This is a genomic window from Micromonospora sp. NPDC048170 (assembly GCF_040652795.1).
Taxonomy (GTDB): Bacteria; Actinomycetota; Actinomycetes; order Mycobacteriales; family Micromonosporaceae; genus Micromonospora.
Window position 1 is genome coordinate 93,195 of record NZ_JBEZMR010000021.1, and the last position, 22,993, is coordinate 116,187.

Sequence of the window (22,993 nt, forward strand, 5' to 3'; positions counted from 1 at the left end):
CCGCCGGAACACGGGGGTGTCCGGCGGGGGCTAGCAGGTGCGGAGGAACCGGTCGAGAACCCGCACGCCGAACTGTAGTCCGTCGACCGGAACCCGCTCGTCGATGCCGTGGAACAGCGCGGAGAAGTTCAGGTCGGCGGGCAGCCGCAGCGGCGCGAACCCGAAGCAACGGATGCCGAGCTGCGAGAACGCCTTGGCGTCGGTGCCGCCGGAGAGCATGTACGGCACCGGTCGCGCCCCCGGGTCCTCCGCGCGCAACGCGGCGGACATCGCGTCGACCAGGTCGCCGTCGAACGTCGTCTCCAGCGCCGGCTGGCGCTGGACGTACTCGATGGCGATGTCCGGGCCGACCAGCTCGCGCAGCTGCCGCTCCAGCAGCTCCGACTGCCCGGGCAGGCTGCGGCAGTCGATGGTGGCGGTGGCCCGGCCGGGGATGACGTTGTCCTTGTAGCCGGCGGCGAGCCGGGTCGGGTTGGCGGTGTTGCGGATCGTCGCGCCGATGATGTTGGCGATCGGCCCGAGCTTGGCGATGGCGGTCTCCGGGTCCTCCGGGTCCAGCTCGATGCCCAGCAGGTCGGAGACCTCCTCCAGGAACGCCCGCACGGTGTCGGTGACCACCACGGGGAAGCGGTGCCGGCCGATCCGGGCCACCGCCTCGGCGAGCGCGGTGACCGCGTTGTCGTCGTGCACCATCGAGCCGTGCCCGGGGCGGCCCCTGGCGTGCAGGCGCAGCCAGTCGATGCCCTTCTCGGCGGTCTCGATCAGGTAGAGCCGCTGGCTGTCGTTGACCGAGTACGAGAAGCCGCCGACCTCGCCGATGGCCTCGGTGCACCCGTCGAAGAGGTCGCGGTGCCGCTGGACCAGGAAGTGCGCGCCGTAGTCGCTGCCCGCCTCCTCGTCGGCGGTGTACGCGAGCACGATGTCGCGGGGCGGGCGGACCCCGGTGCGCTGCCAGTGCCGCACCACGGCCAGCACCATCGCGTCGAAGTCCTTCATGTCGATGGCGCCCCGGCCCCACAGGTAGCCGTCGCGCAGCTCCCCGGAGAACGGGTGCACCGACCACTCGTCGGCGTCGGCGGGGACGACGTCGAGGTGACCGTGCACCAGCAGCGCCCCGCGGCTCGGGTCGGTGCCGGGGATGCGGGCGAGCAGGTTGGCCCGGCCGGGCGCCGACTCGTGGATGACGGACTCGACGCCCACCTCGGCCAGCTTCTCGGCCACGTACTCGGCGGCGAGGCGTTCCCCGGCGCTGGTGTCGTTGTCCCCGGTGTTGGTGGTGTCGATCCGCAGGAGGTCGCGGCAGAGGTCGACGACCTCGTCGGTGGGGTCCGGTCTGGCGGAGGCGGTGTTGCTCGTCATCGGCTCTTCATACCAGCCCACGGGCCCGGCGCGGTCGCCCGTCCCGCCTGGTCGTCTCCCCGCCGGCAGGGGACGGCCGGCGGCAGGCCCGGTTTCGCCGCCGACGCGGCCGGGTACCGCCGCTCGCGACCGCACCCCACCACGTGCTCCGCCCGCCACCAGAGGAGGGCACCATGACCGTTCCCCTGCCACCGCTGCCGCCCACCGGAGAGGACGAGGGCTTCCGGCCGGGCGGGCGCAGCATCGCCGACATCGTCGACGCCGAGCACCGGCAGCTGCGTGAGCTGCTGCGGCGGCTCGCCGACCCGGGGCCGGAGCCCGCTCCCGAGCACGGCCTGGAGGTGCTCACGGCGGCACTTTCCCGGCACCTCTCCGCCGAGGAGCAGTACCTGCTGCCCGCCGTCCGGGCCGCCCTGCCCGACGCGGCGGACCGCATCGACCGGGCCGTCACGGACGACCGGGCCCTGCTGACCGCCCTGAAGGACCTCGACGGCGACAGGCTCGCCGATGTCGCCGCCCGGGTCCACCGCCACGTCCAGGAGGCGGGCGCGCTGGTCGCGGCGCTGCGCGAGGTGGCCAGCGCCGAGGAGCTGATCCGCCTGGGCAACCGGCTGGAGATCGCCGAGGAGGCGGCCCCGACGCGCCCGCACCCGGGCACCCCGGCGACCCCGCCGTGGAACCGGGTCGTCGAGCCCGCGGTGGGCGTGGTCGACAAGGTCCGCGACGCCGTCACCGGCCGACCCACCTACCTGGCCGACCTGACCGAACCGCCGCCGGGCTGAGCCGGCGGCCTTCACCGCGTCGCCCCGTAGCGGATCGGACACACATCGGAAGGTGTTGATTCGTTCGGGGCCTTCCGCCGGCCGCTACGGGGTCATACCGTCTCGGTATGAATCTGGAGCTGCGACACCTGAGGGTGATCTGCGCGATCGCGGAGACGGGGAGCGTGACCAAGGCGGCATCGACGCTCGGCCTGGCCCAGCCGGCACTCACCGCCCAGCTCCAGCGCATCGAACGGACCCTGGGCGGGCCACTGTTCGAGCGGGACCGCCGCGGTGCCCGCCCCACCGCCCTCGGCGAGCTGGTGCTCGCCCGGGCCCGGGTGCTGCTGCCCGCGATGAAGGGCCTGCAGGACGAGGCGGCGCGGCTGGCCGGCGCCGGGGACGCGCCCCGCCGGTACCGGTTCGGCGGGGTGAACAGCCCCATCCTCGGCCGGCTCGTGCACCGGCTCGCCGCCGAACCACCGCCGGCCCAGATCACCATGCACGCCTCCTGGTCCGCCGACGAGCTGGCCCAGCTCGTCGCCGGCGGCCGGCTGGACTTCGCGCTGATCGGGGTGTGCGGCGACGCGGCCCCGCCGGCCGAGTCCGGGTTGAGCTGGCGGGAGGTGGCGGTCGACCCGGTGCTCGTGCTGCTGCCCGAGCAGCATCCACTGGCCGGCCGGGCCGAGGTGAACCTGGTCGACCTGCGTCGCGAGCAGTGGGTGGCCGCACCGGGCGACGGCTGCTTCGGCGACTGCTTCGCCGCCGCCTGCGCCCGGGCCGGCTTCACCCCCCGCAAGGTGTACGAGACCGACGTGCGCTGCTGCATCGACATGGTGGACTCGGGTGAGGCGATCGCGCTCTGCCAGGCGATCTTCCGCCCGGTCGCCGGGCTGGTCACCCGGATGCTGGCCGGGACGCCGCTGCGCTGGCGGCTGATGCTGGGCTGGCATCCGGACTCCCCCGCCGCCCGGGACGCCGAACTGGTGCTGGAGACCGCGCTGGCCGCGTACACCGACTCGCTGGCGGCCCACCCGGACTACCTGTCCTGGCTGCTGCGCAACCCGACCTACGGGGCGCGGCGGCTGACGGCCGCCGGGGCCGACGGGGTGCGAACGGCGTGACGTCGGGTAACAGGCGGACATGACCGATCTCTACCCAGCCGCCGACGACCGGGAGATCCTCCGGCAGGCGGCCGCCGCGCACACCGCCGCCGCCCGCGACGTGGAGGCTTTCCTGCGTCGCCTGCCCGAGGTACCCGACCCGGCCGACATCACGGAGTACGCCAACCTGCTGACCCGCGAGGCACAGACGCTCGGCGACCGCGAGGCGGCGGCCGACGCCACGGGCCTGACGGTCGGCAGCCTGGAGAGCGACCACGGTTGACCACGGAGTCGGCGGCGCCCGGAGCGTGCCAGGCGCCGCCGATCCCCTGCCGCTCAGCGTTCGACGAGGACGTCGTGGCCCAGGTCGAGCAGGGAGTGCCGCCACTCGTCGTCGGCGTTGCCGCGTGGCGGCTTCTCGTCCAGCAGGGACTGGATCTCGTCGATCGCGTCCCGCATCACCCTGATGTCCTCCGGGGTGAGGTCGACCTTGCGTTTGGTCAGCACCCGGAGGATCCGCCGGCCCAACCCGGGCAGGTCGAGATCCGGGTCGGGCCCGAACGACTCCTCCCCGGAGCCCCGGGTGAGCAGCCACTGCCGCAACTGCTCCGAGGGGACGTTGACCTGGGCGTGGAAGTCGTCCCAGAGCACCTCCACCTCGGGTTCGAGCCGCTGCTCGCGTACCATCAGCCCTCCTCTCGACGGCGGTCGGACTCCGCCTGCTCCGGGTCGTCGCCCTGCTGGCCCAGGCCCTCCGGGGGCACCCGCACCCGGGCCGGATTGGCGGTCGGCGGGGCCAGGATCGGATCGGTGCGGTCGGTCTCGTCCCGGGTCTGCTCGGGTTCGCTCATGTCCGCCCTCCGGTCATCGGGGATGGGACGTGGCGGCCGGGGTGTAGCCGCGCTCGCCGGCTGCCACGTCGAAGGCGAGTCGCCCGTCGCGGGCGTCCACGGTGACCTTCTGGCCGGGTGAGATCGCCGACTCCAGCAGCATCCGGGACAGGTGGTTGTCCACCTCCCGCTGGATGACCCGGCGCAACGGCCGGGCGCCGAACTCCGGCTGGTAGCCGTTCTCGGCGATCCAGTCGACGCCGGCGGTGGTGAACTCGACCTGGATGTCCTGGGCGTGCAGCCGGCGGCGGGTCTCCTCCAGCAGCAGGCCGGTGATCTGGCGCAGCTGCTCGGCCTCCAGCCGGCGGAAGATGATCACCTCGTCGATGCGGTTGAGGAACTCGGGCCGGAAGTTCTCCTGGAGCCGGCGCATCAGCCGCTCGCGCAGCTCGTCGCTCTCCTGGTCGCCGCCCTCCGCCCCGGCGCCGAACCCGACCGCGCGCTGGGCGCCGGTGATCAGCTCCGAGCCCAGGTTGCTCGTCATGATCAGCACGGTGTTCTTGAAGTTGACCGTACGACCCTGACTGTCGGTGAGCCGCCCGTCGTCGAGCACCTGGAGCAGGATGTTGAACACGTCGGCATGGGCCTTCTCGATCTCGTCGAGCAGCACCACCGCGTACGGGCGGCGACGCACCGCCTCGGTGAGCTGACCGGCCTCCTCGTAGCCGACGTACCCGGGCGGGGCACCGACGAGCCGGCTGACCGTGTGCCGCTCCTGGAACTCGCTCATGTCCACCCGGACCATCCGGTCGGCCTCGCCGAACAGCGCCTCCGCGAGGGCCCGGGCCAGCTCGGTCTTGCCGACGCCGGTGGGCCCGAGAAAGAGGAAGCTGCCCATCGGGCGGTCCGGGTCGGCCAGCCCGGCACGCGAGCGGCGGACCGCCTCGGCGACCGCGGTCACCGCGTCGTCCTGGCCCACCACCTTCTCGTGCAGCTGACCCTCCAGTCGCAGCAGCCGGTCGCGTTCCTCCTCGGTGAGCTGGCTGACCGGGATGCCGGTGGCCCGGGAGACCACCTCGGCGATCTCCGGCGGGCCGACCGACGGCACCTGCGAGGAGACACCCTCGTCGCCCCGGGCCCGGCGGATCTGCACCTCCAGCTCGGCGAGCCGGTCGCGCAGCGCGGACGCCTTCTCGTACTGCTCGTCGGCGACGGCCTGCTCCTTGTCCCGGCGTACCTCGTCGAGCTGCGTCTCCAGCTCCCGCACGTCGGAGGCCGGGGTGCGGGTCCGCAGCCGGACCCGGGCGCCGGCCTGGTCGATCAGGTCGATCGCCTTGTCCGGCAGGAACCGGTCGGTGACGTACCGGTCGGACAACTCGGCCGCGGCGACCAGCGCCTCGTCGGTGAACCGCACCTGGTGGTGGGCCTCGTAGCGGTCGCGCAGCCCGCGCAGGATCGACACCGTGTCCTCGACCGTCGGCTCCGGCACGAACACCGGCTGGAACCGGCGGGCCAGCGCCGCGTCCTTCTCGATGCTCTTGCGGTACTCGTCCAGCGTGGTCGCGCCGATCACCCGCAGCTCGCCCCGGGCCAGCGCCGGCTTCAGCATGTTCGAGGCGTCCATGCCGCCCTCGCTGCCCGCCCCGCCCGCGCCGACCAGGGTGTGGATCTCGTCCAGGAAGACGATCAGCTCCTCGCGGTGCGCCCGGATCTCGTCGATGACCTTCTTCAGCCGCTCCTCGAAGTCGCCCCGGTACCGGGTGCCGGCCACCAGCCCGGCCAGGTCGAGCTGGATCACCCGCTTGCCGAGCAGCGTCTGCGGTACGTCGCCGTCGCAGATCCGCTCCGCCAGTCCCTCCACGATCGCGGTCTTGCCGACGCCGGCCTCGCCGATCAGCACCGGGTTGTTCTTCGTACGCCGGGAGAGGATCTCGACGGCCTGCTCGATCTCGTCGGCCCGGCCGATCACCGGGTCGATCTGGTCGTTGCGGGCCAGGTCGGTGAGGTCCTGGCCGTACTGGTCCAGGGTGGGCGTGCCCCGGTCGGGTTTCGGCCCGGTCATCGGCCCGCGCTCGGCGCTGGCCGCCTGCAACGACTCGGGCTGGATACGGCCGGCGGCGAGCATCCGCCCGGCCGGCGACTCCGGGTTCAGCGGCAGCGCCATCAGGATGTGTTCGGGGCCGATGTAGTTGGCGCCCATCGCCCGGGACAGCTGGTGGGCGTCGAGCAGCGCCCGCTTGGCCGCCGGGGTGAGCGACAGGTTGGGCGGTACCTCGCCCCGGGGCGCGCCGTCGCCGCGCCCGCCGAGCGCGTTGAGCAGCGTGTCCGGGTCGGCGCCGGCGCGGCGGACGAGGTCGCGCAGGGGTTCGCGTTGCAGCGCCGCCCAGAGCAGATGGTCGGTGTCCAGGTCGGTGCTCTGCCGCTGGGCGGCCCGGCGGGCCGCGTCGGCCAGCATCTCCCGGGCGTCGGCGGTCATCAGCCGGGTGATGTCGACCCGGTGCGCGGGTCGGCGCCCACCCTCACCCCGGCCGAAGTACCGGGCCAGGAACTCGTCCCAGGGGTCGGAGCCGAAGTCACCGGGTCCCATCATGTCTGTCCTCCGCAGTCGGGCGCGACACGGTCGCCAGGGGCTACCCGGCGACCGTCCCGACAAACGCCACCACCCCGCCACGACGGACACGGGGGTAAGGAAGGGCACCTTAGTTAACGCCCGCGGTATAGGAAGGGTCCCTTCCTTACCTCCGGGGCGGGTGGGTGGCAGGCTGGTGGGATGGAGCCGACCATGCCGCTGCTGATCGTGGACGCCGCGAACGTGGTCGGGTCCCGCCCGGACGGCTGGTGGCGGGACCGCGCCGGCGCGACCGCCCGGCTGCGCGACTCGCTGACCCCGGTGGCCGCCGCCGGGCTGCCCCCGGAACTGCCGCCCCCGATCGAGGTGGTGCTGGTGGTGGAGGGCCGGGCGCGGGACGTGCCGGGCACGGCCGGGGTACGGGTGGTCGCCGCGTCCGGGTCCGGGGACGACGCCGTCGTCGACCTCGTCGCCGCCGCGCCGCAGCGTCGGCGGCTGGTCGTCACCGCCGACCGTGAGCTGCGGGAACGGGTCACCGCGCAGGGTGCCGAGGTGCACGGACCGCGCTGGCTGCGGGACCGGGTCACCCCGCCCGCGCAGTCCCATTAATCGGACTCCCGGCGCTCGCGGTCGACAACCGGTCAGCGGGGCAGGAACACTGACAGGGCGGATGTTCTCTCACCGCAAGGGATAGGCTCTAATGGAGGCCTCCCCGCCCCCAGGAGGTTCCGCCGTGGCGAGCGTCGCCGAGCTCAAGGCAGCCATCGATGTCGCGCTGCAACAGATCGGCGACGGCCAGAGCGCCGTGCAGGCGGCCGGCGAGAAGCTGGCCGAGGCGCAGCAGACCCTGGCCGGCGCCCTCGAGGGCAGCGGGCACGAGACCGTCGAGGCGGCCCAGTCCTCACTGACCCAGGCCAGCCAGGAGCTGGAGGAGTGCCTCGCCGCGACACTCGTCGCCGTCGAGCAGGCGCAACTCTACGTCGCGACGCTCTGAGGCCCGGTCGTGTCCATCGTCGAGGACGTCGGCGCGCAGGTCCGCTCCGCCGCCGACGACCTGCCGCTCGCACAACTGGCCCTGGCGCTGGAGAAGTTCGGGCTGGCCGCCGAGCGGCTGCGCTGGGTCCGTCAGGAGTCGGCCGACCCGATGGGGGTGCCGGAACTCTCCGCTGCCACCGAGCACGCCGAGACCGCCGGGTACGCGCTGCGCGTCGCACAGGAGCAGTTGTCGGCGTACCTCGCCGCGATCGGGCTGGCCGCCGACGGCTCCCCGGCCCCTCGGCCGCAGGAGCAGCAACGCCGGCCCGCGCACGACGCGCCGCGCGAGGCGGGCCCGGGCGCTCCGGCGCCGGAGCCGGCCGCCGAGGTGGCACCGCGCCGCTGGTGGTCGGTACGGGTGGCCGAGCTGACGGGCGGCCGGGAGGGTCCGCCGGACGAGCCCGACGAGAAGGTCGACGACGCCCGCGAGCTGCTGCGCCGGGTGGTCGGCGGGGTCCGTGCCGGCGACCGGGACCGGCTGCACACCGAGTTGCGCCGCGCGCACGCCGACGTGGGCCTCGGTCTGGCCGCGGTGGCTCCGCCGCTGCTGCGTGAGCTGGCCGGGGAGCTGCTCGGGCACCCGCCGCGCGCCGATGATCTGGGGCGGTTGCACCGCGAGCTGGACGGCCGGGTCCGGGACCTGCTGCCCGGCCTGCCTCCCGCGGTACTGGACACCCTGCTCACCCGGATCTGCCGGATGCCTCCGCCGCGGCGCGGCGAGGCGGATCAGCCGCACGCCGCCGACCCGGCGGTCACCGCGGGGGTGCTCACCGGGGTGCTGCTGGCCCGGCTCGGCCGGGACCTGCCCACCGACGACGAGCGGACCCGGCACGCCGAGACCGCCCGGGAGCGGCAGGCCTCCGCCGAGCGGGACCGGCAGGCGGAGACCGCCCGCGACCGGGCCGACGACGCCGGGTGGCAGCGTCGCGCCGCCGCCGCGAAGGGCCGGGTGACCGCCGCGCGGGAGCGGGTCGCGGCGGCCCGGGACCGGGCGGAGGCGGCGCACGACCAGGCCGCCGCAGCACGGGAGCGGGCGACCCGCGCCCGGCCGGACGGGCCACCAGCCAGCGCCGGCGCCCCGGCGGGATCCCGGAGAGCGGCCGCCGAGGATGCCTCGGCCCGGGCGGGCGGACCGGCCGCCGAGGGCACCCGGGCGGGCGGGGCGGGCGTCGACGGTGCCGCCGCGGGCCAGGAGACATCGCCCGGCGGCGCGAGGTCGGGACGAGAGGGACCGGTTGCCGGCGGAAGGCCGGCGGGGTCGGCGGGCCGCGTCTGGTCGAGTCCGCCCGCCGGCCGGCCGGCACCGGGCGGCAGCACGGACCCGCGCGGGCGGGGCGTCGATGGCTGACCGGCGGACCCAACTGGTCACCCGGGTCCGGGGCATGCTCGGCGAGGCCCTCGGCGCTACCCGGACCCGCCTGGCCGACGCGCAGGCCGAGCTGACCACGGCCCGGGAACGGCTGGCGAAGGTCAGGCGGGCCGCGGCGGTCGTACCGGAGCGGGTGGGCGCGCAGCGCGACCGGCGGCTGGCCGAGATCGACGACCGGCATGCCGAGCGGATCGCGGACCTCGCCCGGCGCGCGGCCGACGCGGCGCAACGGGAGGCCCCCGGCGCCGCCTCCGCTGACTGGGACCGGTGGCGGCCCACCCCGACCCGGCGGGCCGAACCGCCGGGCGCGCTGCGCATCGGCACGGTACGCATCCCGGCCGCCGAGCCGGTGCCGGCGCTGGTGCCGCTGCTCGACGCCGGGCACGTCGAGCTGACCGGTGACGACCGGGAGGGCTGCGAGGCGGTGGTGTCGGCGCTGCTGTTGCGCGCCGTCGGGCGGGCCGACCCGGGCGCCGTACGGCTCGTCGGCTACGACCCGGAGCACCTGGGCGGCGGCCTGGCCGGGTTCGCCCCCCTCGGCACCGCCGGGCTGCTCACCTTCGTCGGCCCGGGCGGGCTGGCCCGGCTGCTCGACGACCTGGTGGAGCAGATCCGCCGGATCAACGAGACGGTGCTGGCCGGCGAGTACGGCTCGCTGCGCGAGTTGGCCGCCGCCACCGGTCGCCGGCCCGAGCCGTGGCGGGTGGCGGTGCTGCTGGGCGGAGACGAACTGTCCCGGCACGAGCGCGGTCAGCTCGACCGGGTGGTCCGCACCGGGGCGGCCTGCGGCGTACACCTGGCGGTCCGGGGTGTCCCGCTGCCCGAGGACACCACCGTGACCCGGGTGGGCGCCCAGACCGACGGCGCCCGGATCGGCGGGCCCGCGGGCCTGCCCGTACGCCTCGATCCGCCGCCCCCACCGGCCCTGGTCACCGAGACCTGCCGGGAGGTGGCGGCGCGGGTCAACGCCGGCCCCGCGCCGACCCCGTTCACCGACCTGCTGCCGCCCCCGGAGCAGATGTGGCGGGAGGATTCCGCCACCGGGCTGACCGCCCCGATCGGCGAGGGCCCGCACGGCCGGCCGGTGCTGCTCGACCTGGGCGACTATCCGCCGCACGCGCTGATCGGCGGCCCGTCCGGCACCGGCAAGACGAACCTGATCTTCGCCTGGATCGGCGCGCTGGCCGCCCGCTACTCCCCCAGTGAGCTGGAGTTCTACCTGTTGGACTTCAAGGAGGGGGTGTCCTTCGCACGGTTCGCCCAGGGCCGGCGGGATCCGAGCTGGCTGCCACACATGCGGCTCGTCGGGATCAACGTCAACACCGACCGGGAGTTCGGCCTGGCGCTGCTGCGCTTCCTCGCCGAGGAGCTGCGCCGGCGGGCCGACGCCGCGAAGAAGCACGAGGTCACCAAGCTCGCCGAACTGCGTGCGGTCGACCCCACGGGGCACTGGCCGCGGATCGTCGCGGTGGTCGACGAGTTCCAGATGCTGCTCGCCGGGCGGGACGTGGTCGCCCGGGAGGCCGCCGACCTGCTGGAGGACCTGGCCCGGCGCGGCCGGTCCCAGGGCATCCACCTGGTGCTCGCCTCGCAGGACGTGCGCGGCATCGAGGCGCTGTGGGGGCGCCCGGCCCTGGTCGCGCAGTTCACGTTGCGGATCGCGCTGCCGAAGGCACTGCGGATCCTCGCCGAGCGCAACGACGCCGCGCAGTCCCTGCCGCGTCACCACGCGGTGGTCAACGCGGAGTCGGGCATGGCGGAGGGCAACCAGGTGGCCCGGATCCCGTCGGCGAGCGACTGGGAGACGTGGAGCGAGTTGCAGCACCGGCTGTGGCGGATGCGGCCGCAGGACGCCGCCCCGGCCCGCCTCTTCGACGGCGACGCGATCCCCCGGCTCGCCGACGCGCCGGACTTCCGGGCGCTGTCCGCGCCGGAGACGGGGCACCCGCGTACGCCGGTCGCGCTGCTCGGCGAGATCATCGACGTGCAAGCCCGTTCGGCGGCGCTGCGGCTGCCCCGGGCTCCGGGCCGCAACCTGGCGGTGCTCGGTACCCGGGTGGACGAGGCGTGCGCGGTGCTCGACGCGGCGGCCCGCTCCCTGGCCCGCCAGCATCGTCCCGGCACGGCCCGGTTCTCCATCGCCTGCCTCGACCCGGACGCCGATCCGGCCGCCCGGTCCCTCTACGAGGATCTCGCCGACGACGCCGCCTGGTACGACGAGGAGACCGTCGGCGAGCTGATGGTCGAGACCGCCGAAGGGCTCGGCGCGCCGGGCCCCCCGCACTACCTGCTGCTGTTCGCGGTCGACGCGGCGGCCGGGGCGCTGGCGGCGCGGATCGGCCGGCGCACCGGGCTCGAGGAACTGCGCCGGATCCTGTACGACGGGCCGGAGCGACGCACCCACGTGCTGGCCTGGTGGCGGGGGGTGGCCCGGATGCGGGCCGACCTGGGCGGGCCGGCCGCCCGAACGGACATGATCGGCGCCTGGGTGGCGCTGGACGCCCACGGCGGCGAACTGGGTTCGTCGCTGTATCCGGGCACCGGCGGCCCGGACTGGTATCCCCGCCCCTGGCGGGGGTTGTTCTTCGACCGGGCGGTGCACCGCACCGGTCAGGTGATCATCCCCTACGGGCCGGCCCGATGAACGAACCGGTGACCAGTCAGTCGTACGCGGCCCAGATCCGTCGGCTGGCCGAGCTGAGCGCGAGGGTGCGCGCCCAGCGGGCCGAGGCGCACACCTGGCACGCGCAGCAGTGCGCCGCCGCCGAGCGGGCCGTCGCCGAGGCGGAGGCCGATCTCCGGCGCGCGGAGCAGGAACTGGTGGACGCCCGGGAGGAGCAGGAGCGGGTGGACGCCGAGGCCGCCGACCTGTGGCAGCTGCTGCGCGGTCGGCTCGGTGGGTCGGGCCGCCGGGCGGGCGGGCCGCCGGCACCGGTGCCGGGCGCGACGGGTGACCCGGCCCCGCTGCTGGCCGGGGTGCGGGACCTGCTCAACCGCACCCGCCAGCCGGGAGACCTGCCGGGCTCGGTCAACCCGCTGCTGGCGTTGTGCGGGGTGGCCGGCGCGGTGCTCGCGTACGCCCTCGGTGGCGCGGCGCGGGCGGCGGGCGACCGGTACGGCGGCGACCTCGGCGTCGGGCTGCCGGTGCTGGCCCTGGTGGTGACGCTGCTGGGCCCGCTGGTCGGCCTGGTGCCGGCGAAGGTCCTCGCCGACCGCCGGCACGCCGTGCTCGGCCCGCGGCCGATGACCGTCGTGCTCGTCGCCGGGTTGGTGACCACCGTCGGCCTGCTGGCCGCGGGCCGCTGAGCCGCGGGCGGCGCGGAGCGGCCGGACGGCGGTGGGACGCCGTCTGAGCTGACACCCCGCCGGGCGAGCGGGCCCTGACGGCACCGACACTCCGGCACGGTGGCGACCAGCGCGGCCCGGCGGCGTCCGCCGGTGCCGCTCAGGCGGGGACCAGCACGGCCTCCCGCAGGAGGCGGCGGGCCAGGGTGAGCCGGTCGGCGTCGTCGTCCAGGCCCGGCAGGTCGCCGACCCGGACGGAATCGGCGGCGAGCAGGGCACGCACGGCCGGCGCGCACGACGCGGGCAGGGTGATCGTGCGGTCGAACAGCACCAGCGCGACCTGATCCCCCCGCACGGTCAGCCGCCAGCGCAGGCCGGGTCGCGGGGCGAGCCGGGTGTCGGCGTCCAGTGCCGCCAGCGCGGCGGCCTGCGCCAGGGGCCGGATGGGCGCGGGCCGGGCGGCCGGCCAGGCCCGCTGCCGCAGCCGGGCGGCGACCGCCGCCGGGTCGGCCCGCAGCAGCCACTCCCGCAGCGCCTCCACCGTCTCGGTCAGCTCCGGCTCGATCGCGTCCGGGTCGGCCACGTCGGTGCCGAACGGCAGGGTGGCGCGCAGCCGCTGGTCCTCGGCGGCGAGGGCGAGCAACTCCTCGACCATCGCGTAGCGGGTCAGCGCCCGCACGCCGACGGTCAGGTGCAGTGAGCTGGACTCCTGGGCCTGCGCGCTGTGCAGCCAGCCGCGGGGCAGGTAGAGCGCGTCGCCGGGGGCGAGCACCACGTCGAGCGCGGCGGGGCCGTCGGCGGTGGCGGCCACCTCGTCGGCCCGGCCACCCCAGGGCTGCTTCTCCAGCGGGTCGGGCAGCACCGGCGGGTGGATCCGCCAGTGCTTGCGGCCGTCGACCTGGAGGACGAAGACGTCGTGGGTGTCGTAGTGGGTGGCGAAACCCTGGCTGCCGGCGGGGGTCAGGTAGGCGTTGACCTGCAACGGCTGCCCGACCGCCGTGCCGAGGTCGCGGGCGAAGTCGATCAGGGCGGGCCAGGTGCGGTGCAGTCCCTGCAACACCAGGGTGGCGCCGCCCGCGTACAGCTCCAGGATCCGCTCGTCGAGGACCTGGTCGGCGATCTCGGCGCCGGCACCGCCGCCGCCGGTGAAGCGGGCCGCCGGCACGAGCTGGCCGTCCTTGGCGACCCGCAGGAAGGGTGTACGCAGGCCGCGACGGCTGAGCAGTTCGTCGGCGTCGGCGGGGCTGAGCAGGTCGGTGAAGCCGGCCCGGTTGGGTAGTTCGTCGGCGCGGGAGAGCAGCGGCGTGCGTCCCCAGTGGGCGGCGGCGAACTTCGCCGACTCGACCGACACGCAGCGGGCGAGTGCGGCGGCGGCCTCGGACGGGACCGCCGGGCGGCCGTGGCCGCCCGGCGGGTCGATGTGTGTCACGGCGAACCGTCAGGCGGCGCGGCCGTCGGCGCCACCATCGTGCTGGCCGGGGGTCGCGCCGCCGTCGGCGGGACCCTCCGCGCTGCCGTCGGCGCCACCGTCGTGCTGGCCCGGGGTCGCGCCACCGTCGGCGGGACCCTCCGCGCCCTGATCGGCGCCCCGGTCGGCGCCACGTTCGGCACCGCGGTCGGCACCACCGTCGGCGCCGCCGTCCTGCTGGCCCGGGGTCGCGCCACCGTCGGCCGGGCCCTCAAGGCCGCCGCCACTGGTGGTCTGCATGTCGTCGTCGTTGAGTGCCATCGGTGCTCCCTAGGGATGTGCCGCCCCGCCGTTACGCCGGGGTCCGTCGTGCAGCGGGTGGTACCCCACGCGCGATCTTCTCTAACCCCACCGTAGACGTCCTATCCGGCTCACACCGGCGGTTCGCCGGGCCCGGCCGGGCGTGATGAGGTGCGGCAGGGCGAGCCGTTCGAGTTGAACCTTCGAAGACGCGTGGCAGGATGGTCCTGCTCGATCAGGAGGTGGCGATGACCGAGACGACCGGGCCCCGCCCGCTGGAGCCGGTGACCGAGCAGTGGCAGCGCGCGCTCGCGATCGTGGCGCACCCCGACGACCTGGAGTTCGGCGCCGCCGCCGCGGTCGCCCGCTGGACGGCGCAGGGCAGACAGGTCGCCTACTGCCTCGTCACCAGCGGCGAGGCCGGCATCGACGCGATGCCGCCGCCGCAGGCCAGGGAGGTCCGCGAACGCGAGCAACGCGAGTCCGCAGCCCTCGTCGGGGTGGAGACCGTGGAGTTCCTCGGCTTCCCCGACGGCGTCCTGGAGTACGGCGTGCCGCTGCGCCGCGCCCTGGCCGGGGTGGTCCGCCGGCACCGCCCCGAGATCGTCATCACCAACAACTTCCGCGACACCTGGGACGGGGCGTACGCGCTGAACCAGGCCGACCACATCGCCACCGGCCGGGCGGTGCTGGACGCCGTCCGCGACGCCGGCAACCGGTGGGTGTTCCCGGAGCAGCTCACCGACGGGGTCGAACCGTGGAACGGGGTGCGTCAGGTCTGGGCCGCGTCGTCCCCCCTCGCCGGGCACGGGGTGGACGTCACCGACACCTTCGACCGGGGCGTGGCCTCGCTGCGGGCGCACGACGCGTACCTGGCCGGGCTGGGCGACGGCAGCTTCGACGCCGAGGAGTTCCTCGACGGGCTCAGCCGCCCCGCCGGCACCCGGCTGGGCGTCCGCCACGGCGCGGCCTTCGAGGTCTTCCACTTCGACCTCTGGTAGACCGACGGGCCCGGGGCGACCACACGGCCCGCCCCACCGGAGGTGGAGCGGGCCGTCGCGGCGCACACGGCGTCAGGGAATGATCTTCGCCAGGTCGCGGGGCATCGTGGCCTTCACGTCCTCCCACTCGCCCTGGGTCACGTGCCGGCGCAGGGTGTCCAGCACCACCTGCACCACGCGTTCCGGGCCGCCCTCGACGTCGTACGGGAAGCCCTGCCGGACCTCCAGCAGGAAGTCGTCGCGGTTGAGCTTGATCGGCACGTCCGCCGGACTCCAGCCGTCGAAGTAGATCCCGCGCACCAGCACAGGCAACTGCGCGGCGAACTCCACGCTCTCCTGCACCGGCATCCGGTCGCGCAGCAGGTGCAGCACCGTGCGCAACGCGCAGTAGGACTGGTTGCGTTGCTCCTTGGGCCAGCCGTAGGCCTGCTCGATGTCCTTGAGGATCAGGTTGGTCTTGTCCATCGAGGACTCGAACGCGGAATGCAGCTGCTCAGCCATCTGTCCACCCCCGTACGTCGGTCTCCCACCGTCGGTCGTCGTCACGTCGCGGCGGCCCGGCCGGGCCGCGCGGCTGCCGGATCGGGCTGACCCGGGCGGGGCGCGGCGCCCACCGGGCGTCGCCGGACGACCCGACGACGTGCAGCACGGCGTCTCGTCGTCGATCCGGTACCACCCGAACCGTCATCTCCACCCACCTCCGTGGTGTCGCCTTCCGCGGCCACGGTGGACCGCACGCACCGTCCATGCTGCGCGGTGACAGGGTGAGCGGCCCTCACCCGGACCGGGTGAAGAACCGGGCACCGCCTCAGCCGGCGTCGAGCAGCCCGGCGAGGGTGGCGGCGTTGGTCTGCGCGAAGTCCCGAAAGCAATTGTTCAGAAGAACGTGGGTCTGCCCGGTGGAGTCGGCCAGCTCGCGCAGCTTCGGTGCCCAGTCGCGCAACTCCCGGTCGGAGTAGCGGTAGCCGAACTTCTCGTGGATGTCGCGGCTGGTCCACTTGTCGCTGTGCCCGTGGAAGCGGACCACCGCGAGGTCCGCGGTGGCGGCCAGCACCGGGGGCACCGACGAGCGGTGCCCCAGCGGCATGTCCACGCAGACGTACGCCAGCCGGTGCTGGCGCAGGAAGTCGAGGGTCTCGTCGGCGTTGTCGCCGTCGAACCAGGAGGCGTGCCGGAACTCGTAGACCGGGCGCAGCGGGGCGCACCGCTTCGCCACCTCCAGCAGGTACTGCTTGTTGTCCCGCCGGATGGTGAACCAGGGCGGGAACTGGAACAGCAGCGCGCCGAGCTTGCCCGCCGCCACCAGCGGGTCCAGCGCGGCGAGGAAACGCGTCCAGACCTCCTCGTACGCCTGCGGCGGCAGGTCGTCCGGGTAGAGGTTCTTCTTCCCCGTGTCCGGCCGGAGGTCCTTGTAGAGCGCGCCGGCCCGGGTCGGGTGCCCGGTGAGCAGGCTGAACGCCTTGACGTTGAAGGTGAAGCCGGCCGGGGTGCGCTCGGCCCACAGCCTCGCCGTCCGCTCGGCGGGCGGCGAGTAGTAGGTGGCGTCCACCTCGACCAGCGGGAACTGGCGGGCGTAGAACGCCAGCCGCTTCTCGGGCGTGTCGGCGGTCTGCGGGTACCAACCGGAGTCCAGCAGCGTCCGGTCGGTCCAGGAGGCGGTGCCGACCATGATCTCACCCATCCGTCGACCTCACCGCGTCCCGGACCGACCGGCAACCGCAGGCAGGGTTCAGGCCGCCCGGCGCTCCCGGTTCTGCTTGCACTGCACGCAGGTCGTGGCGGAGGGGAAGATCTCCAGGCGCTCGACGGGGATCGCCGAGGTGCAGCCCTCGCAGAAGCCGTAGGTGCCCTCCTCCAGCCGGGTGAGGGCGTGCTCGTACTGGGCGCGGCGGTCGAGGATGGTCCGCAGCAGGGACTGCGCGGTGTCCCGCTCCGCCGTCTTGGTGCCGCTGTCGGCCTGGTCGTCGCCGGCGGTGTCACCCACCTCCACCAGCCGCAACACCTGGCTCTGCAGCACCGCCTGCTCGTACTCCGCGGACAACTCGTCGTAGCGGGCCTGCAGGGAGCGCCGGATCTGGTCGATCTCCGCCTGGGATCGGCCCGTACCGATCGTGTCGTGGACGAGCATCGCTGCCTGCCTTTCTGGCCTCAGGATCCGCCGGTTCACCGGATACGTGCGCCCGGCGCCGGGTCGGTCTTGGCACGGGTGGATCACCCGCGCTCTGTGAGCCGGGCGAATACCCCCGTCCGGCGAGGATCAAACCGGCGACTTTTCGGACGCCGTGGCGTCAGGGCGACACGGGGGACTCCACCAGGGCCGGGTGCCGGGGATCGTCGGCACGGACCACGACGTCGGCGAACGACGCCGGGGCGACCTCGTCGGCGTACCGGGCGAACGCGGGCAGCGTCCAGCGCAGCGCCGGGTCGGTGCGCCGCGCCAGGGCCGCCGGGGAGAGCGACAGGTGGACCGTGACGTCGAAGGGCAGGCCCCCACCGAGCAGCAGGGCCCCGCTGACCAGCAGGACGCCCCCGGGCGGCAGGTCGACGTACGCGGCGCGGCTGGCCCGGTCGGCGGTGGCGTCCCACAGTGAGGGCAGCACCCGCCCGGAGCCGCCGGGCCCGGCAGGGTCGAGCACCTCCCGGCGCAGCCCCGGCTCGTCGACCCACCCCTCGTAGTACGCGTCGGGGTTGGTCCGGCCGTACTCCAGGCGCACCGACGCGGGGCGGAGGAAGTCGGCGGCCCGTACGTGCAGCGCGGGCCGCCCGAGCGCGCGCAGCGGGTCGACCAGCGCGGCGGCGAGTTCGTCCGGGCCGGCCGCCGGGGCGCCGTCCACGGCCACCCGCAGCCGGCCGGAGGCGGCGGTGCCGGCGAAGCGCTCGGTCAGCTCGGCGACGAGCCGGTCCGGGGAGATGGGTCGGATGCGCATCCGACCATGGTGCCCCGCCGGGTGGCCCGTCAGCCGGTGCGGTCGATGGTGACGCGGGCGTCGTCGGCGAGCCGGTAGCCGACGCCGTAGACGGTGGTGACCAGCGGGACGTCGACGCCGACCTTGCCGCGCAGCCGGCGGACGTGCACATCCACGGTGCGCACGCCGGCGTGCTCGTAGCCCCAGACCGCGTTGAGCAGTTGCAACCGGGTGAACACCCGGCGTGGATGGGCGACGAGGTGCAGCAGCAGGTCGAACTCCAGCCGGGTCAGGGGCAGGGGCTCGCCGTCGCGCAGCACCGACCGGGACGAGGCGAGGATGTGCAGGGTGGGGACCATGGCGGCGACCGGGCGGGACGGCGGGCGGCCCGCCGGCACCTGCTCGGGGCGGCGTTCGACGCTGGTGGTGGCGACGATGGTGCCCTCGCCGCGTTCCAGCATCTCCCGGGCGGCCTCCAGCAGCCGCCGGGCGGGTGCGGTCAGCGACTCCTCGGATGCCAACGGGATGTTCAGGGTCACCGTGAGCATCGGTGCGGCGGTGTTGGCGGGGCGACGCTGGCCCCCCGGGGGTCGACCGGGAACAGCGGGCTGGGACGTATGCCATCCGGCGCGCGACGAGGCGGGGCTGACCGACATGGTCCTCCTTGGCTGGTCCGGGTATCTCCCCACGGCCCGGGACGCCGCTCCACCGATGCTTCCCGGCGCCCGGGCGAGGGTCAAGGGGCGGCTGCGTTGCATGAATGTGACAATTGACGAACGCATCGGAGCCGAATGCTCGCTCTGCGTACGAAGCCTGATGATTACAGCAGAGCCGTCGGGTTGACCCGATACGGGGGGTGCCCGCCCGGTTGACGGTGGTCGGCACCGCTGCCGCCCGGGGCCGGCGAGCGGGAGTCACGTCCGCCCGACGGGCTGCCACGGGCAGACGACGGGGCCCGCCAGCGTACCGGGGGCGGGGCCCACAGGCCCCGGACGCGGCGGCGCGGCGCGCCCGTCGTCGGGGCACGCCGCGCGGGTGGCGCCGTCAGCGACTGGGGTCGAGCTCGATCCGGGCCTCGTCAGCGAGGCGGTAGCCGACGCCGTAGACGGTGGTCACCACCGGCATGTCGGCGTCGAGCTTCGCGCGCAGCCGGCGGACGTGCACGTCGACGGTGCGCGCCACCGCGTGCTCGTAGCCCCAGACCCGGCTCAGCAACTGGAGACGGGTGAAGACCCGCCGGGGCTGCTCCGCCAGGAACAGCAGCAGGTCGTACTCGATCCGGGTCAGCGGGATCGCGCGGGAGCCCTGGTGGACCACCCGCGAGCCGGTGGCGATCCGGATCGCGTGCGGGTCCGCGGCGACCGGCAGCACACGGGGCGGCGCCGGCCGGTCGTCGGCGACGGCAGGCCCCAGCCGCCCCTCCCCCGACTCGGCGAGTTCGCCGATCAGCTCCAGCAGCCTGGCCAGGCGGGGGCTCATCGGGCCCGGGGCGACGTCGAGCGTGATGGTGACGGTCGGGGCGGAACGCGGGCGGACCGGGCCGATGCGCTCGGCGCGGGCGGTCGGTGGGGTTCGGGTGGGGATGGCGACGACGGACATGGAGCCTCCTGCGGCGGCGATGCCGCCGCGCCCGGTGGAGCGCGGCGGTCAGGACGGCGCCCGGCCGGCGGTCACCGGGGGCGCGGGGGTGGACGGACGCTGCGGCGGGTTGGGGCCGAGCACGGGCAGACCGGCGAGCCGCCAGGCGACGAAGCCGCCGACGACGTCCGTGGCGTGGCGCAGCCCGAGATCCTGGAGGGCGGCGGCGGCCAGCGAGGAGGTGTAGCCCTCCTGGCAGATGACCATGACCCGCAGGTCGTAGCCGACGGCCTGGGGCAGCCGGGCCGGACAGCGGGGATCGAAGCGCCACTCCAGCACGTTGCGCTCGATCACCAGCGAGCCGGGCACGGCGCCGTGGGCGGCCCGCTGGGCGGCCGGGCGGATGTCGACCAGCAGCGCCCCGCCCCGGTGCGCCAGGTGCGCGCGTTCCGGATCCAACCGGTCCAGCCGCGCCCTGGCGGCGGCCAGGATCTCGTCGATGCCACGGGAGCCCGGTGGCGCCGTCGGGTTCGGACACGCGTGCGGGTCGTCGATGTGCGGCATGGTCGTTTCCTCCACTGGTTGCTGTCGGTTCGCGTGGGACGGCGGGCGGCGGGCACGGGGCGGCCGGCGGACACGGGATGACGGGCGGTCCACGCGGGCAGGTGGGCGGCCGCCGTGGGGCGGCGAGCGTTCCGCGGGGGACGGTGGGATGCTCACCAGGCGACTCCGGCCTCGGCCACCTCGGCGACGTGCAGCCGGCCGTCGGTGAGCCGGTAGCTGGTCATCCGGCGCAGCGCGGGACGGTAGACGTGGACGCTCACCGCCGGCTCGTCGTCCCGGTTGGACACCCGGTGCACGTGCCGCGGACCGAAACGACGGCTGGAGCCGGCCGGCAGCCGGTGCGGCCGGAGCACGCCCCCGCCGACCGTCTCCTCGATCAGGGCTCCGGACACGACCAGGAACGCGCCGGCGCAGCCACCGTGGTCGTGCAGGTCGGTGCCCTGGCCGGGCAGCCAGCTCAACGCCCACACCTCGTGGTCGGCGGCGTGGGCGAGCCGGGCGTACCACCGGGAGGTCGGGTCGAAACACAGCGGCACCGGCCAGCGGGCCGGGTCGGCGGCCCAGCGGCGGGCGACGGCGAGCAGGTCGGGTGGGCCTCGGTCGAGCATGGCGGTCCTCGCGGTTCGGCGGTGCGTCGACCCAGCATAGACTGCAAACCCTATTGGTTTAGTAGGTAATCCCAGGTCCTGGGACAGCGGTCAGCGGCGGACCGGCGGCGCCACCCGGTAGCCGGGAACCGACGGCCAGCGCACGGTCAACACGACCGACTCGTGCTCCGCGTACCACGAGTGGTCCACGCCCTGCCCCCACACCACGTAGTCGCCCGGCTCGCCGAGCAGCACCGTCCGGTCCGGCAACTCCACCCGGAACCGGCCGCTGACCAGCACCAGCAGGGCCGTCCGCCGCTCACCCGTGGCCCATCGGGAGCGGGCCTCCCCGGCCGGATGCACCCCCCACTTCACCTCGACGTCGTCGCTGTGCCGGGCGTCGCCCCGCGGCATGAAGTGGCCGAGCAGCCAGCCGGCGTTCGTCGCCCCGTCGACGCCCGCGTTACCCACGTACACCCTGTCGTCCATCGACCCCTCCCCCAGCGCACCGGCCGAGCAACGTACCAGGGTGAGCTCCGACTAACCTGGACCGGTGAGTGAGGAACTCGACGCCGAGACGCTGGCGTTCGCGCACCGGATGTTCGACCTGGCGCGCGACGGCGCCACCGCCGAACTGGCCGACTACGTCGACGCGGGGCTGCCGGTCAACATGACCAACGACAAGGGCGACACCCTGCTGATCCTGGCGGCGTACCATGCCCGTCCCGACACCGTCGCCGCGCTGCTCGCCCGAGGCGCCGACCACTCCCGGACCAACGACCGGGGGCAGACGGCGCTGGCCGCCGCCGTCTTCCGCAGCAACACCGAGACGGTCCGGGCGCTGCTCGCCGCCGGCGCCGACCCGCACCACGGCAGCCCGTCGGCGGTGGAGACCGCCCAGTTCTTCGACCTGCCCGAGATGCTGGCGCTGCTGGCGGCCCCGACCGCCTGACGGAAAGACCCGACACGGAACACGCCCGATGCCCGACCGGCTGACGGCGACGTCCGGCGCGGGCGGCCCACGCCCGGTATACAGGGTCGGTGGAGGATCCGCTGCCAGAACAGATGCGCGCCGCAGCCACGGCGCTGCTGGCCGCGCTGGGCGAACCCGCCCGCGCCCACGCCGCCCACCAGTTCGACGACGAGGCGGCCCGCCGCTGGCTCGAGTACCGGCCGCGACCCCGGCCCGGGGTCTGCCTGGCCGACCTCGACCGCGCCGGCCGCAAGGCCGCGCACCGGCTGCTGGCCACCGCGCTGAGCCCACCGGCGTACGCCCAGGCGATGGCGATCGTCGCGCTGGAGGAGGTGCTTGACCGGGCGGAGGGATGGCGCCGGCACCGACACAGCGGGGACTACTGGGTGGCCGTCTTCGGCGACCCGGCCCGCGACGACGCCTGGGCGTGGCGCCTGGAGGGGCACCACCTCTCGGTGAGCATGACCGTGGTCGCCGGTCAGGTCTCCCCCGCGCCGATCTTCTTCGGCGCCAACCCCGCCACCGTCCGGTACGCCGGCCGCCCGGTCTCCCGGCCGTTGGGCGTCGAAGAGGACCTGGCCCGCGCCCTGCTCGACGCGATGAGCCCCGCCGGACGGACCGCGGCGATCATCGCCGACGACGCGCCCCGCGACATCATCAGCGCCACCCGTCCCCGGGTCGACGGCCCGCTGGAGCCACTCGGGGTGCCCGCCGACCGGCTCGGCCCCACCGGGCGGGCCCTGCTCGACCAACTGGTGGCGCTCTACCTGGACCGGCTTCCACCCGAGCTGGCGATCCAGGAGGCGCGCCGGCTGGACTCAGGGCAGCTGCACTTCGCCTGGGCCGGTCCGACCGCGCCCGGCCAGCGCCACTACTACCGGGTGCAGGGCGACGACCTGCTCATCGAGTACGACAACACCGCCGACGACGGCAACCACGCGCACACCGTCCTGCGCCGCCCGGCCAGCGACTTCGGCGCGGACATCCTGGCCACCCACCACGCCACCGCCCACCCCACCCCCTGACCCGACCTCTCCCTCTCGCGTCGCCCCACTCTCGCGTCGCCCCGCTCTCGCCTCTCCCGCCCCACTCCTCGCCTCTTTCACCCAGCCCCGCCTCACCCACCCGTCCCGCCCCCGCACCTCGTCCTGGCCCCGTGCCTCATCCCCCACGCTGCGTCTCCCCGCGCTTCGCCCTGCCGCGCCTCGCCCCGGCTCGACTCGCCTCGTCGATCTTGCAGTTTCGGCCCCCGATTCGGGCGGAATGCGGCTTTTGGCGGGGCACAAAGTGCAAGATCGCGAGCGCGGGGCGGCGCGGGCGCGGGGCAGCGCGGGCGCGGGGCAGCGCGGGCGCGGGGCAGCGCGG

At 74.9% G+C, this 22,993-nt stretch carries 25 protein-coding genes and 1 pseudogene; 11 read left to right on the forward strand and 15 right to left on the reverse strand.

Annotated elements, in window-relative coordinates:
- Positions 1-30 precede the first annotated feature (30 nt).
- Positions 31-1,359: a M20/M25/M40 family metallo-hydrolase gene (locus tag AB0D32_RS23230; RefSeq protein ID WP_357093754.1), complete on the reverse strand. Its 1,329-nt coding sequence runs from the start codon at positions 1,357-1,359 to the stop codon at positions 31-33.
- A 173-nt stretch (positions 1,360-1,532) separates the two neighbouring features.
- On the opposite strand from AB0D32_RS23230, the gene AB0D32_RS23235 reads away from it, so the two are divergent.
- The 3 genes from AB0D32_RS23235 (at position 1,533) to AB0D32_RS23245 (ending at position 3,506) form a co-directional block, all read left to right on the forward strand.
- Positions 1,533-2,141: a hemerythrin domain-containing protein gene (locus AB0D32_RS23235; protein WP_357093757.1), complete on the forward strand. Its 609-nt coding sequence runs from the start codon at positions 1,533-1,535 to the stop codon at positions 2,139-2,141.
- Between the two features lie 107 nt (positions 2,142-2,248).
- On the forward strand, positions 2,249-3,244 hold the full coding sequence (locus AB0D32_RS23240) for a LysR family transcriptional regulator (RefSeq protein ID WP_357093760.1): 996 nt from the start codon (positions 2,249-2,251) through the stop codon (positions 3,242-3,244).
- Positions 3,245-3,263: 19 nt separating this feature from the next.
- The gene (locus AB0D32_RS23245; protein ID WP_357093763.1) at positions 3,264-3,506 is read left to right on the forward strand and encodes a hypothetical protein; all 243 of its coding nucleotides are present in this window, start codon (positions 3,264-3,266) and stop codon (positions 3,504-3,506) included.
- A 53-nt stretch (positions 3,507-3,559) separates the two neighbouring features.
- Here AB0D32_RS23245 and AB0D32_RS23250 read toward each other — a convergent pair whose 3' ends face one another.
- From AB0D32_RS23250 to AB0D32_RS23260, 3 genes are read right to left on the reverse strand one after another with little or no spacing between them, the layout of a single operon-like run.
- Entirely contained in the window at positions 3,560-3,910 is a 351-nt protein-coding gene (locus tag AB0D32_RS23250) for a DUF3140 domain-containing protein (RefSeq protein WP_357093766.1), read from the reverse strand.
- On the reverse strand, positions 3,910-4,074 hold the full coding sequence (locus AB0D32_RS23255) for a hypothetical protein (RefSeq protein WP_357093769.1): 165 nt from the start codon (positions 4,072-4,074) through the stop codon (positions 3,910-3,912). Before AB0D32_RS23255 ends, AB0D32_RS23250 begins: the two co-directional genes overlap by 1 nt.
- Before the next feature lie 13 nt (positions 4,075-4,087).
- Positions 4,088-6,643, reverse strand: coding sequence for an ATP-dependent Clp protease ATP-binding subunit (locus AB0D32_RS23260; protein ID WP_357093773.1), 2,556 nt, complete (start codon positions 6,641-6,643; stop codon positions 4,088-4,090).
- A 180-nt stretch (positions 6,644-6,823) separates the two neighbouring features.
- On the opposite strand from AB0D32_RS23260, the gene AB0D32_RS23265 reads away from it, so the two are divergent.
- From AB0D32_RS23265 to AB0D32_RS23285, 5 genes and pseudogenes are all read left to right on the forward strand, one after another.
- Positions 6,824-7,231 (forward strand): hypothetical protein, encoded by a 408-nt coding sequence (locus AB0D32_RS23265; protein ID WP_357093776.1) that lies wholly within the window; start codon positions 6,824-6,826, stop codon positions 7,229-7,231.
- 124 nt (positions 7,232-7,355) lie between these two features.
- Positions 7,356-7,616, forward strand: coding sequence for a hypothetical protein (locus AB0D32_RS23270; RefSeq protein ID WP_089000636.1), 261 nt, complete (start codon positions 7,356-7,358; stop codon positions 7,614-7,616).
- A 9-nt stretch (positions 7,617-7,625) separates the two neighbouring features.
- Positions 7,626-8,639 (forward strand): annotated as a pseudogene (locus AB0D32_RS23275) (hypothetical protein); the annotation flags it as partial.
- Positions 8,640-8,997: 358 nt separating this feature from the next.
- Positions 8,998-11,670, forward strand: a complete 2,673-nt coding sequence (locus AB0D32_RS23280) for an FtsK/SpoIIIE domain-containing protein (protein WP_357093779.1) — start codon at positions 8,998-9,000, stop codon at positions 11,668-11,670.
- Complete coding sequence (locus AB0D32_RS23285; RefSeq protein ID WP_357093782.1) at positions 11,667-12,332, forward strand: hypothetical protein; 666 nt, start codon at positions 11,667-11,669, stop codon at positions 12,330-12,332. The genes AB0D32_RS23280 and AB0D32_RS23285 overlap by 4 nt, the downstream gene beginning before the upstream one ends.
- 139 nt (positions 12,333-12,471) lie before the next feature.
- On the opposite strand, the gene AB0D32_RS23290 is transcribed toward AB0D32_RS23285, so the two are convergent.
- Together AB0D32_RS23290 and AB0D32_RS23295 are read right to left on the reverse strand one after the other, a co-directional pair.
- The gene (locus AB0D32_RS23290) at positions 12,472-13,740 is read right to left on the reverse strand and encodes a cupin domain-containing protein (protein ID WP_357093785.1); all 1,269 of its coding nucleotides are present in this window, start codon (positions 13,738-13,740) and stop codon (positions 12,472-12,474) included.
- A gap of 9 nt (positions 13,741-13,749) precedes the next feature.
- Positions 13,750-14,040 carry a hypothetical protein gene (locus AB0D32_RS23295; protein ID WP_357093788.1) on the reverse strand — a complete coding sequence of 97 codons (291 nt, stop codon included), beginning with the start codon at positions 14,038-14,040 and terminating at the stop codon, positions 13,750-13,752.
- A 227-nt stretch (positions 14,041-14,267) separates the two neighbouring features.
- On the opposite strand from AB0D32_RS23295, the gene AB0D32_RS23300 reads away from it, so the two are divergent.
- Complete coding sequence (locus tag AB0D32_RS23300) at positions 14,268-15,020, forward strand: PIG-L deacetylase family protein (protein ID WP_357093791.1); 753 nt, start codon at positions 14,268-14,270, stop codon at positions 15,018-15,020.
- Between the two features lie 72 nt (positions 15,021-15,092).
- On the opposite strand, the gene AB0D32_RS23305 is transcribed toward AB0D32_RS23300, so the two are convergent.
- The 9 genes from AB0D32_RS23305 to AB0D32_RS23345 all read right to left on the reverse strand — a co-directional run bounded on the left by AB0D32_RS23305 (position 15,093) and on the right by AB0D32_RS23345 (position 21,144).
- Positions 15,093-15,521 carry a DUF2267 domain-containing protein gene (locus tag AB0D32_RS23305; protein WP_357093794.1) on the reverse strand — a complete coding sequence of 143 codons (429 nt, stop codon included), beginning with the start codon at positions 15,519-15,521 and terminating at the stop codon, positions 15,093-15,095.
- Positions 15,522-15,828: 307 nt separating this feature from the next.
- Positions 15,829-16,701 (reverse strand): DUF72 domain-containing protein, encoded by an 873-nt coding sequence (locus AB0D32_RS23310; RefSeq protein WP_357093797.1) that lies wholly within the window; start codon positions 16,699-16,701, stop codon positions 15,829-15,831.
- Between the two features lie 48 nt (positions 16,702-16,749).
- Positions 16,750-17,148 (reverse strand): TraR/DksA C4-type zinc finger protein, encoded by a 399-nt coding sequence (locus tag AB0D32_RS23315; protein WP_089000644.1) that lies wholly within the window; start codon positions 17,146-17,148, stop codon positions 16,750-16,752.
- A 160-nt stretch (positions 17,149-17,308) separates the two neighbouring features.
- Positions 17,309-17,947: a uridine kinase gene (locus tag AB0D32_RS23320; protein ID WP_357093801.1), complete on the reverse strand. Its 639-nt coding sequence runs from the start codon at positions 17,945-17,947 to the stop codon at positions 17,309-17,311.
- 29 nt (positions 17,948-17,976) lie between these two features.
- Entirely contained in the window at positions 17,977-18,582 is a 606-nt protein-coding gene (locus tag AB0D32_RS23325) for a winged helix-turn-helix domain-containing protein (protein ID WP_357093803.1), read from the reverse strand.
- A gap of 388 nt (positions 18,583-18,970) precedes the next feature.
- Positions 18,971-19,525, reverse strand: coding sequence for a winged helix-turn-helix domain-containing protein (locus AB0D32_RS23330; RefSeq protein ID WP_357093805.1), 555 nt, complete (start codon positions 19,523-19,525; stop codon positions 18,971-18,973).
- A 48-nt stretch (positions 19,526-19,573) separates the two neighbouring features.
- Positions 19,574-20,068 (reverse strand): rhodanese-like domain-containing protein, encoded by a 495-nt coding sequence (locus AB0D32_RS23335; protein ID WP_357093808.1) that lies wholly within the window; start codon positions 20,066-20,068, stop codon positions 19,574-19,576.
- A gap of 152 nt (positions 20,069-20,220) precedes the next feature.
- Positions 20,221-20,676, reverse strand: a complete 456-nt coding sequence (locus AB0D32_RS23340; protein WP_357093811.1) for a cysteine dioxygenase family protein — start codon at positions 20,674-20,676, stop codon at positions 20,221-20,223.
- Between the two features lie 90 nt (positions 20,677-20,766).
- Complete coding sequence (locus tag AB0D32_RS23345) at positions 20,767-21,144, reverse strand: signal peptidase I (RefSeq protein ID WP_357093814.1); 378 nt, start codon at positions 21,142-21,144, stop codon at positions 20,767-20,769.
- A gap of 64 nt (positions 21,145-21,208) precedes the next feature.
- Here AB0D32_RS23345 and AB0D32_RS23350 point away from each other — a divergent pair, with 64 nt between their 5' ends.
- Positions 21,209-21,607 (forward strand): ankyrin repeat domain-containing protein, encoded by a 399-nt coding sequence (locus AB0D32_RS23350; protein WP_357093817.1) that lies wholly within the window; start codon positions 21,209-21,211, stop codon positions 21,605-21,607.
- Between the two features lie 89 nt (positions 21,608-21,696).
- Positions 21,697-22,653: a DUF3500 domain-containing protein gene (locus AB0D32_RS23355; protein ID WP_357093819.1), complete on the forward strand. Its 957-nt coding sequence runs from the start codon at positions 21,697-21,699 to the stop codon at positions 22,651-22,653.
- The last annotated feature ends 340 nt before the right edge of the window (positions 22,654-22,993 follow it).

Coding starts and splice junctions, on each gene's coding strand:
- AB0D32_RS23230 (WP_357093754.1), bottom strand. CDS start 1,359: ATGACGAGCAACACCGCCTCCGCCAGACCGGACCCCACCGACGAGGTC.
- AB0D32_RS23235 (WP_357093757.1), top strand. CDS start 1,533: ATGACCGTTCCCCTGCCACCGCTGCCGCCCACCGGAGAGGACGAGGGC.
- AB0D32_RS23240 (WP_357093760.1), top strand. CDS start 2,249: ATGAATCTGGAGCTGCGACACCTGAGGGTGATCTGCGCGATCGCGGAG.
- AB0D32_RS23245 (WP_357093763.1), top strand. CDS start 3,264: ATGACCGATCTCTACCCAGCCGCCGACGACCGGGAGATCCTCCGGCAG.
- AB0D32_RS23250 (WP_357093766.1), bottom strand. CDS start 3,910: ATGGTACGCGAGCAGCGGCTCGAACCCGAGGTGGAGGTGCTCTGGGAC.
- AB0D32_RS23255 (WP_357093769.1), bottom strand. CDS start 4,074: ATGAGCGAACCCGAGCAGACCCGGGACGAGACCGACCGCACCGATCCG.
- AB0D32_RS23260 (WP_357093773.1), bottom strand. CDS start 6,643: ATGATGGGACCCGGTGACTTCGGCTCCGACCCCTGGGACGAGTTCCTG.
- AB0D32_RS23265 (WP_357093776.1), top strand. CDS start 6,824: ATGGAGCCGACCATGCCGCTGCTGATCGTGGACGCCGCGAACGTGGTC.
- AB0D32_RS23280 (WP_357093779.1), top strand. CDS start 8,998: ATGGCTGACCGGCGGACCCAACTGGTCACCCGGGTCCGGGGCATGCTC.
- AB0D32_RS23285 (WP_357093782.1), top strand. CDS start 11,667: ATGAACGAACCGGTGACCAGTCAGTCGTACGCGGCCCAGATCCGTCGG.
- AB0D32_RS23295 (WP_357093788.1), bottom strand. CDS start 14,040: ATGGCACTCAACGACGACGACATGCAGACCACCAGTGGCGGCGGCCTT.
- AB0D32_RS23300 (WP_357093791.1), top strand. CDS start 14,268: ATGACCGAGACGACCGGGCCCCGCCCGCTGGAGCCGGTGACCGAGCAG.
- AB0D32_RS23305 (WP_357093794.1), bottom strand. CDS start 15,521: ATGGCTGAGCAGCTGCATTCCGCGTTCGAGTCCTCGATGGACAAGACC.
- AB0D32_RS23310 (WP_357093797.1), bottom strand. CDS start 16,701: ATGGGTGAGATCATGGTCGGCACCGCCTCCTGGACCGACCGGACGCTG.
- AB0D32_RS23315 (WP_089000644.1), bottom strand. CDS start 17,148: ATGCTCGTCCACGACACGATCGGTACGGGCCGATCCCAGGCGGAGATC.
- AB0D32_RS23320 (WP_357093801.1), bottom strand. CDS start 17,947: ATGCGCATCCGACCCATCTCCCCGGACCGGCTCGTCGCCGAGCTGACC.
- AB0D32_RS23325 (WP_357093803.1), bottom strand. CDS start 18,582: ATGTCGGTCAGCCCCGCCTCGTCGCGCGCCGGATGGCATACGTCCCAG.
- AB0D32_RS23330 (WP_357093805.1), bottom strand. CDS start 19,525: ATGTCCGTCGTCGCCATCCCCACCCGAACCCCACCGACCGCCCGCGCC.
- AB0D32_RS23335 (WP_357093808.1), bottom strand. CDS start 20,068: ATGCCGCACATCGACGACCCGCACGCGTGTCCGAACCCGACGGCGCCA.
- AB0D32_RS23340 (WP_357093811.1), bottom strand. CDS start 20,676: ATGCTCGACCGAGGCCCACCCGACCTGCTCGCCGTCGCCCGCCGCTGG.
- AB0D32_RS23345 (WP_357093814.1), bottom strand. CDS start 21,144: ATGGACGACAGGGTGTACGTGGGTAACGCGGGCGTCGACGGGGCGACG.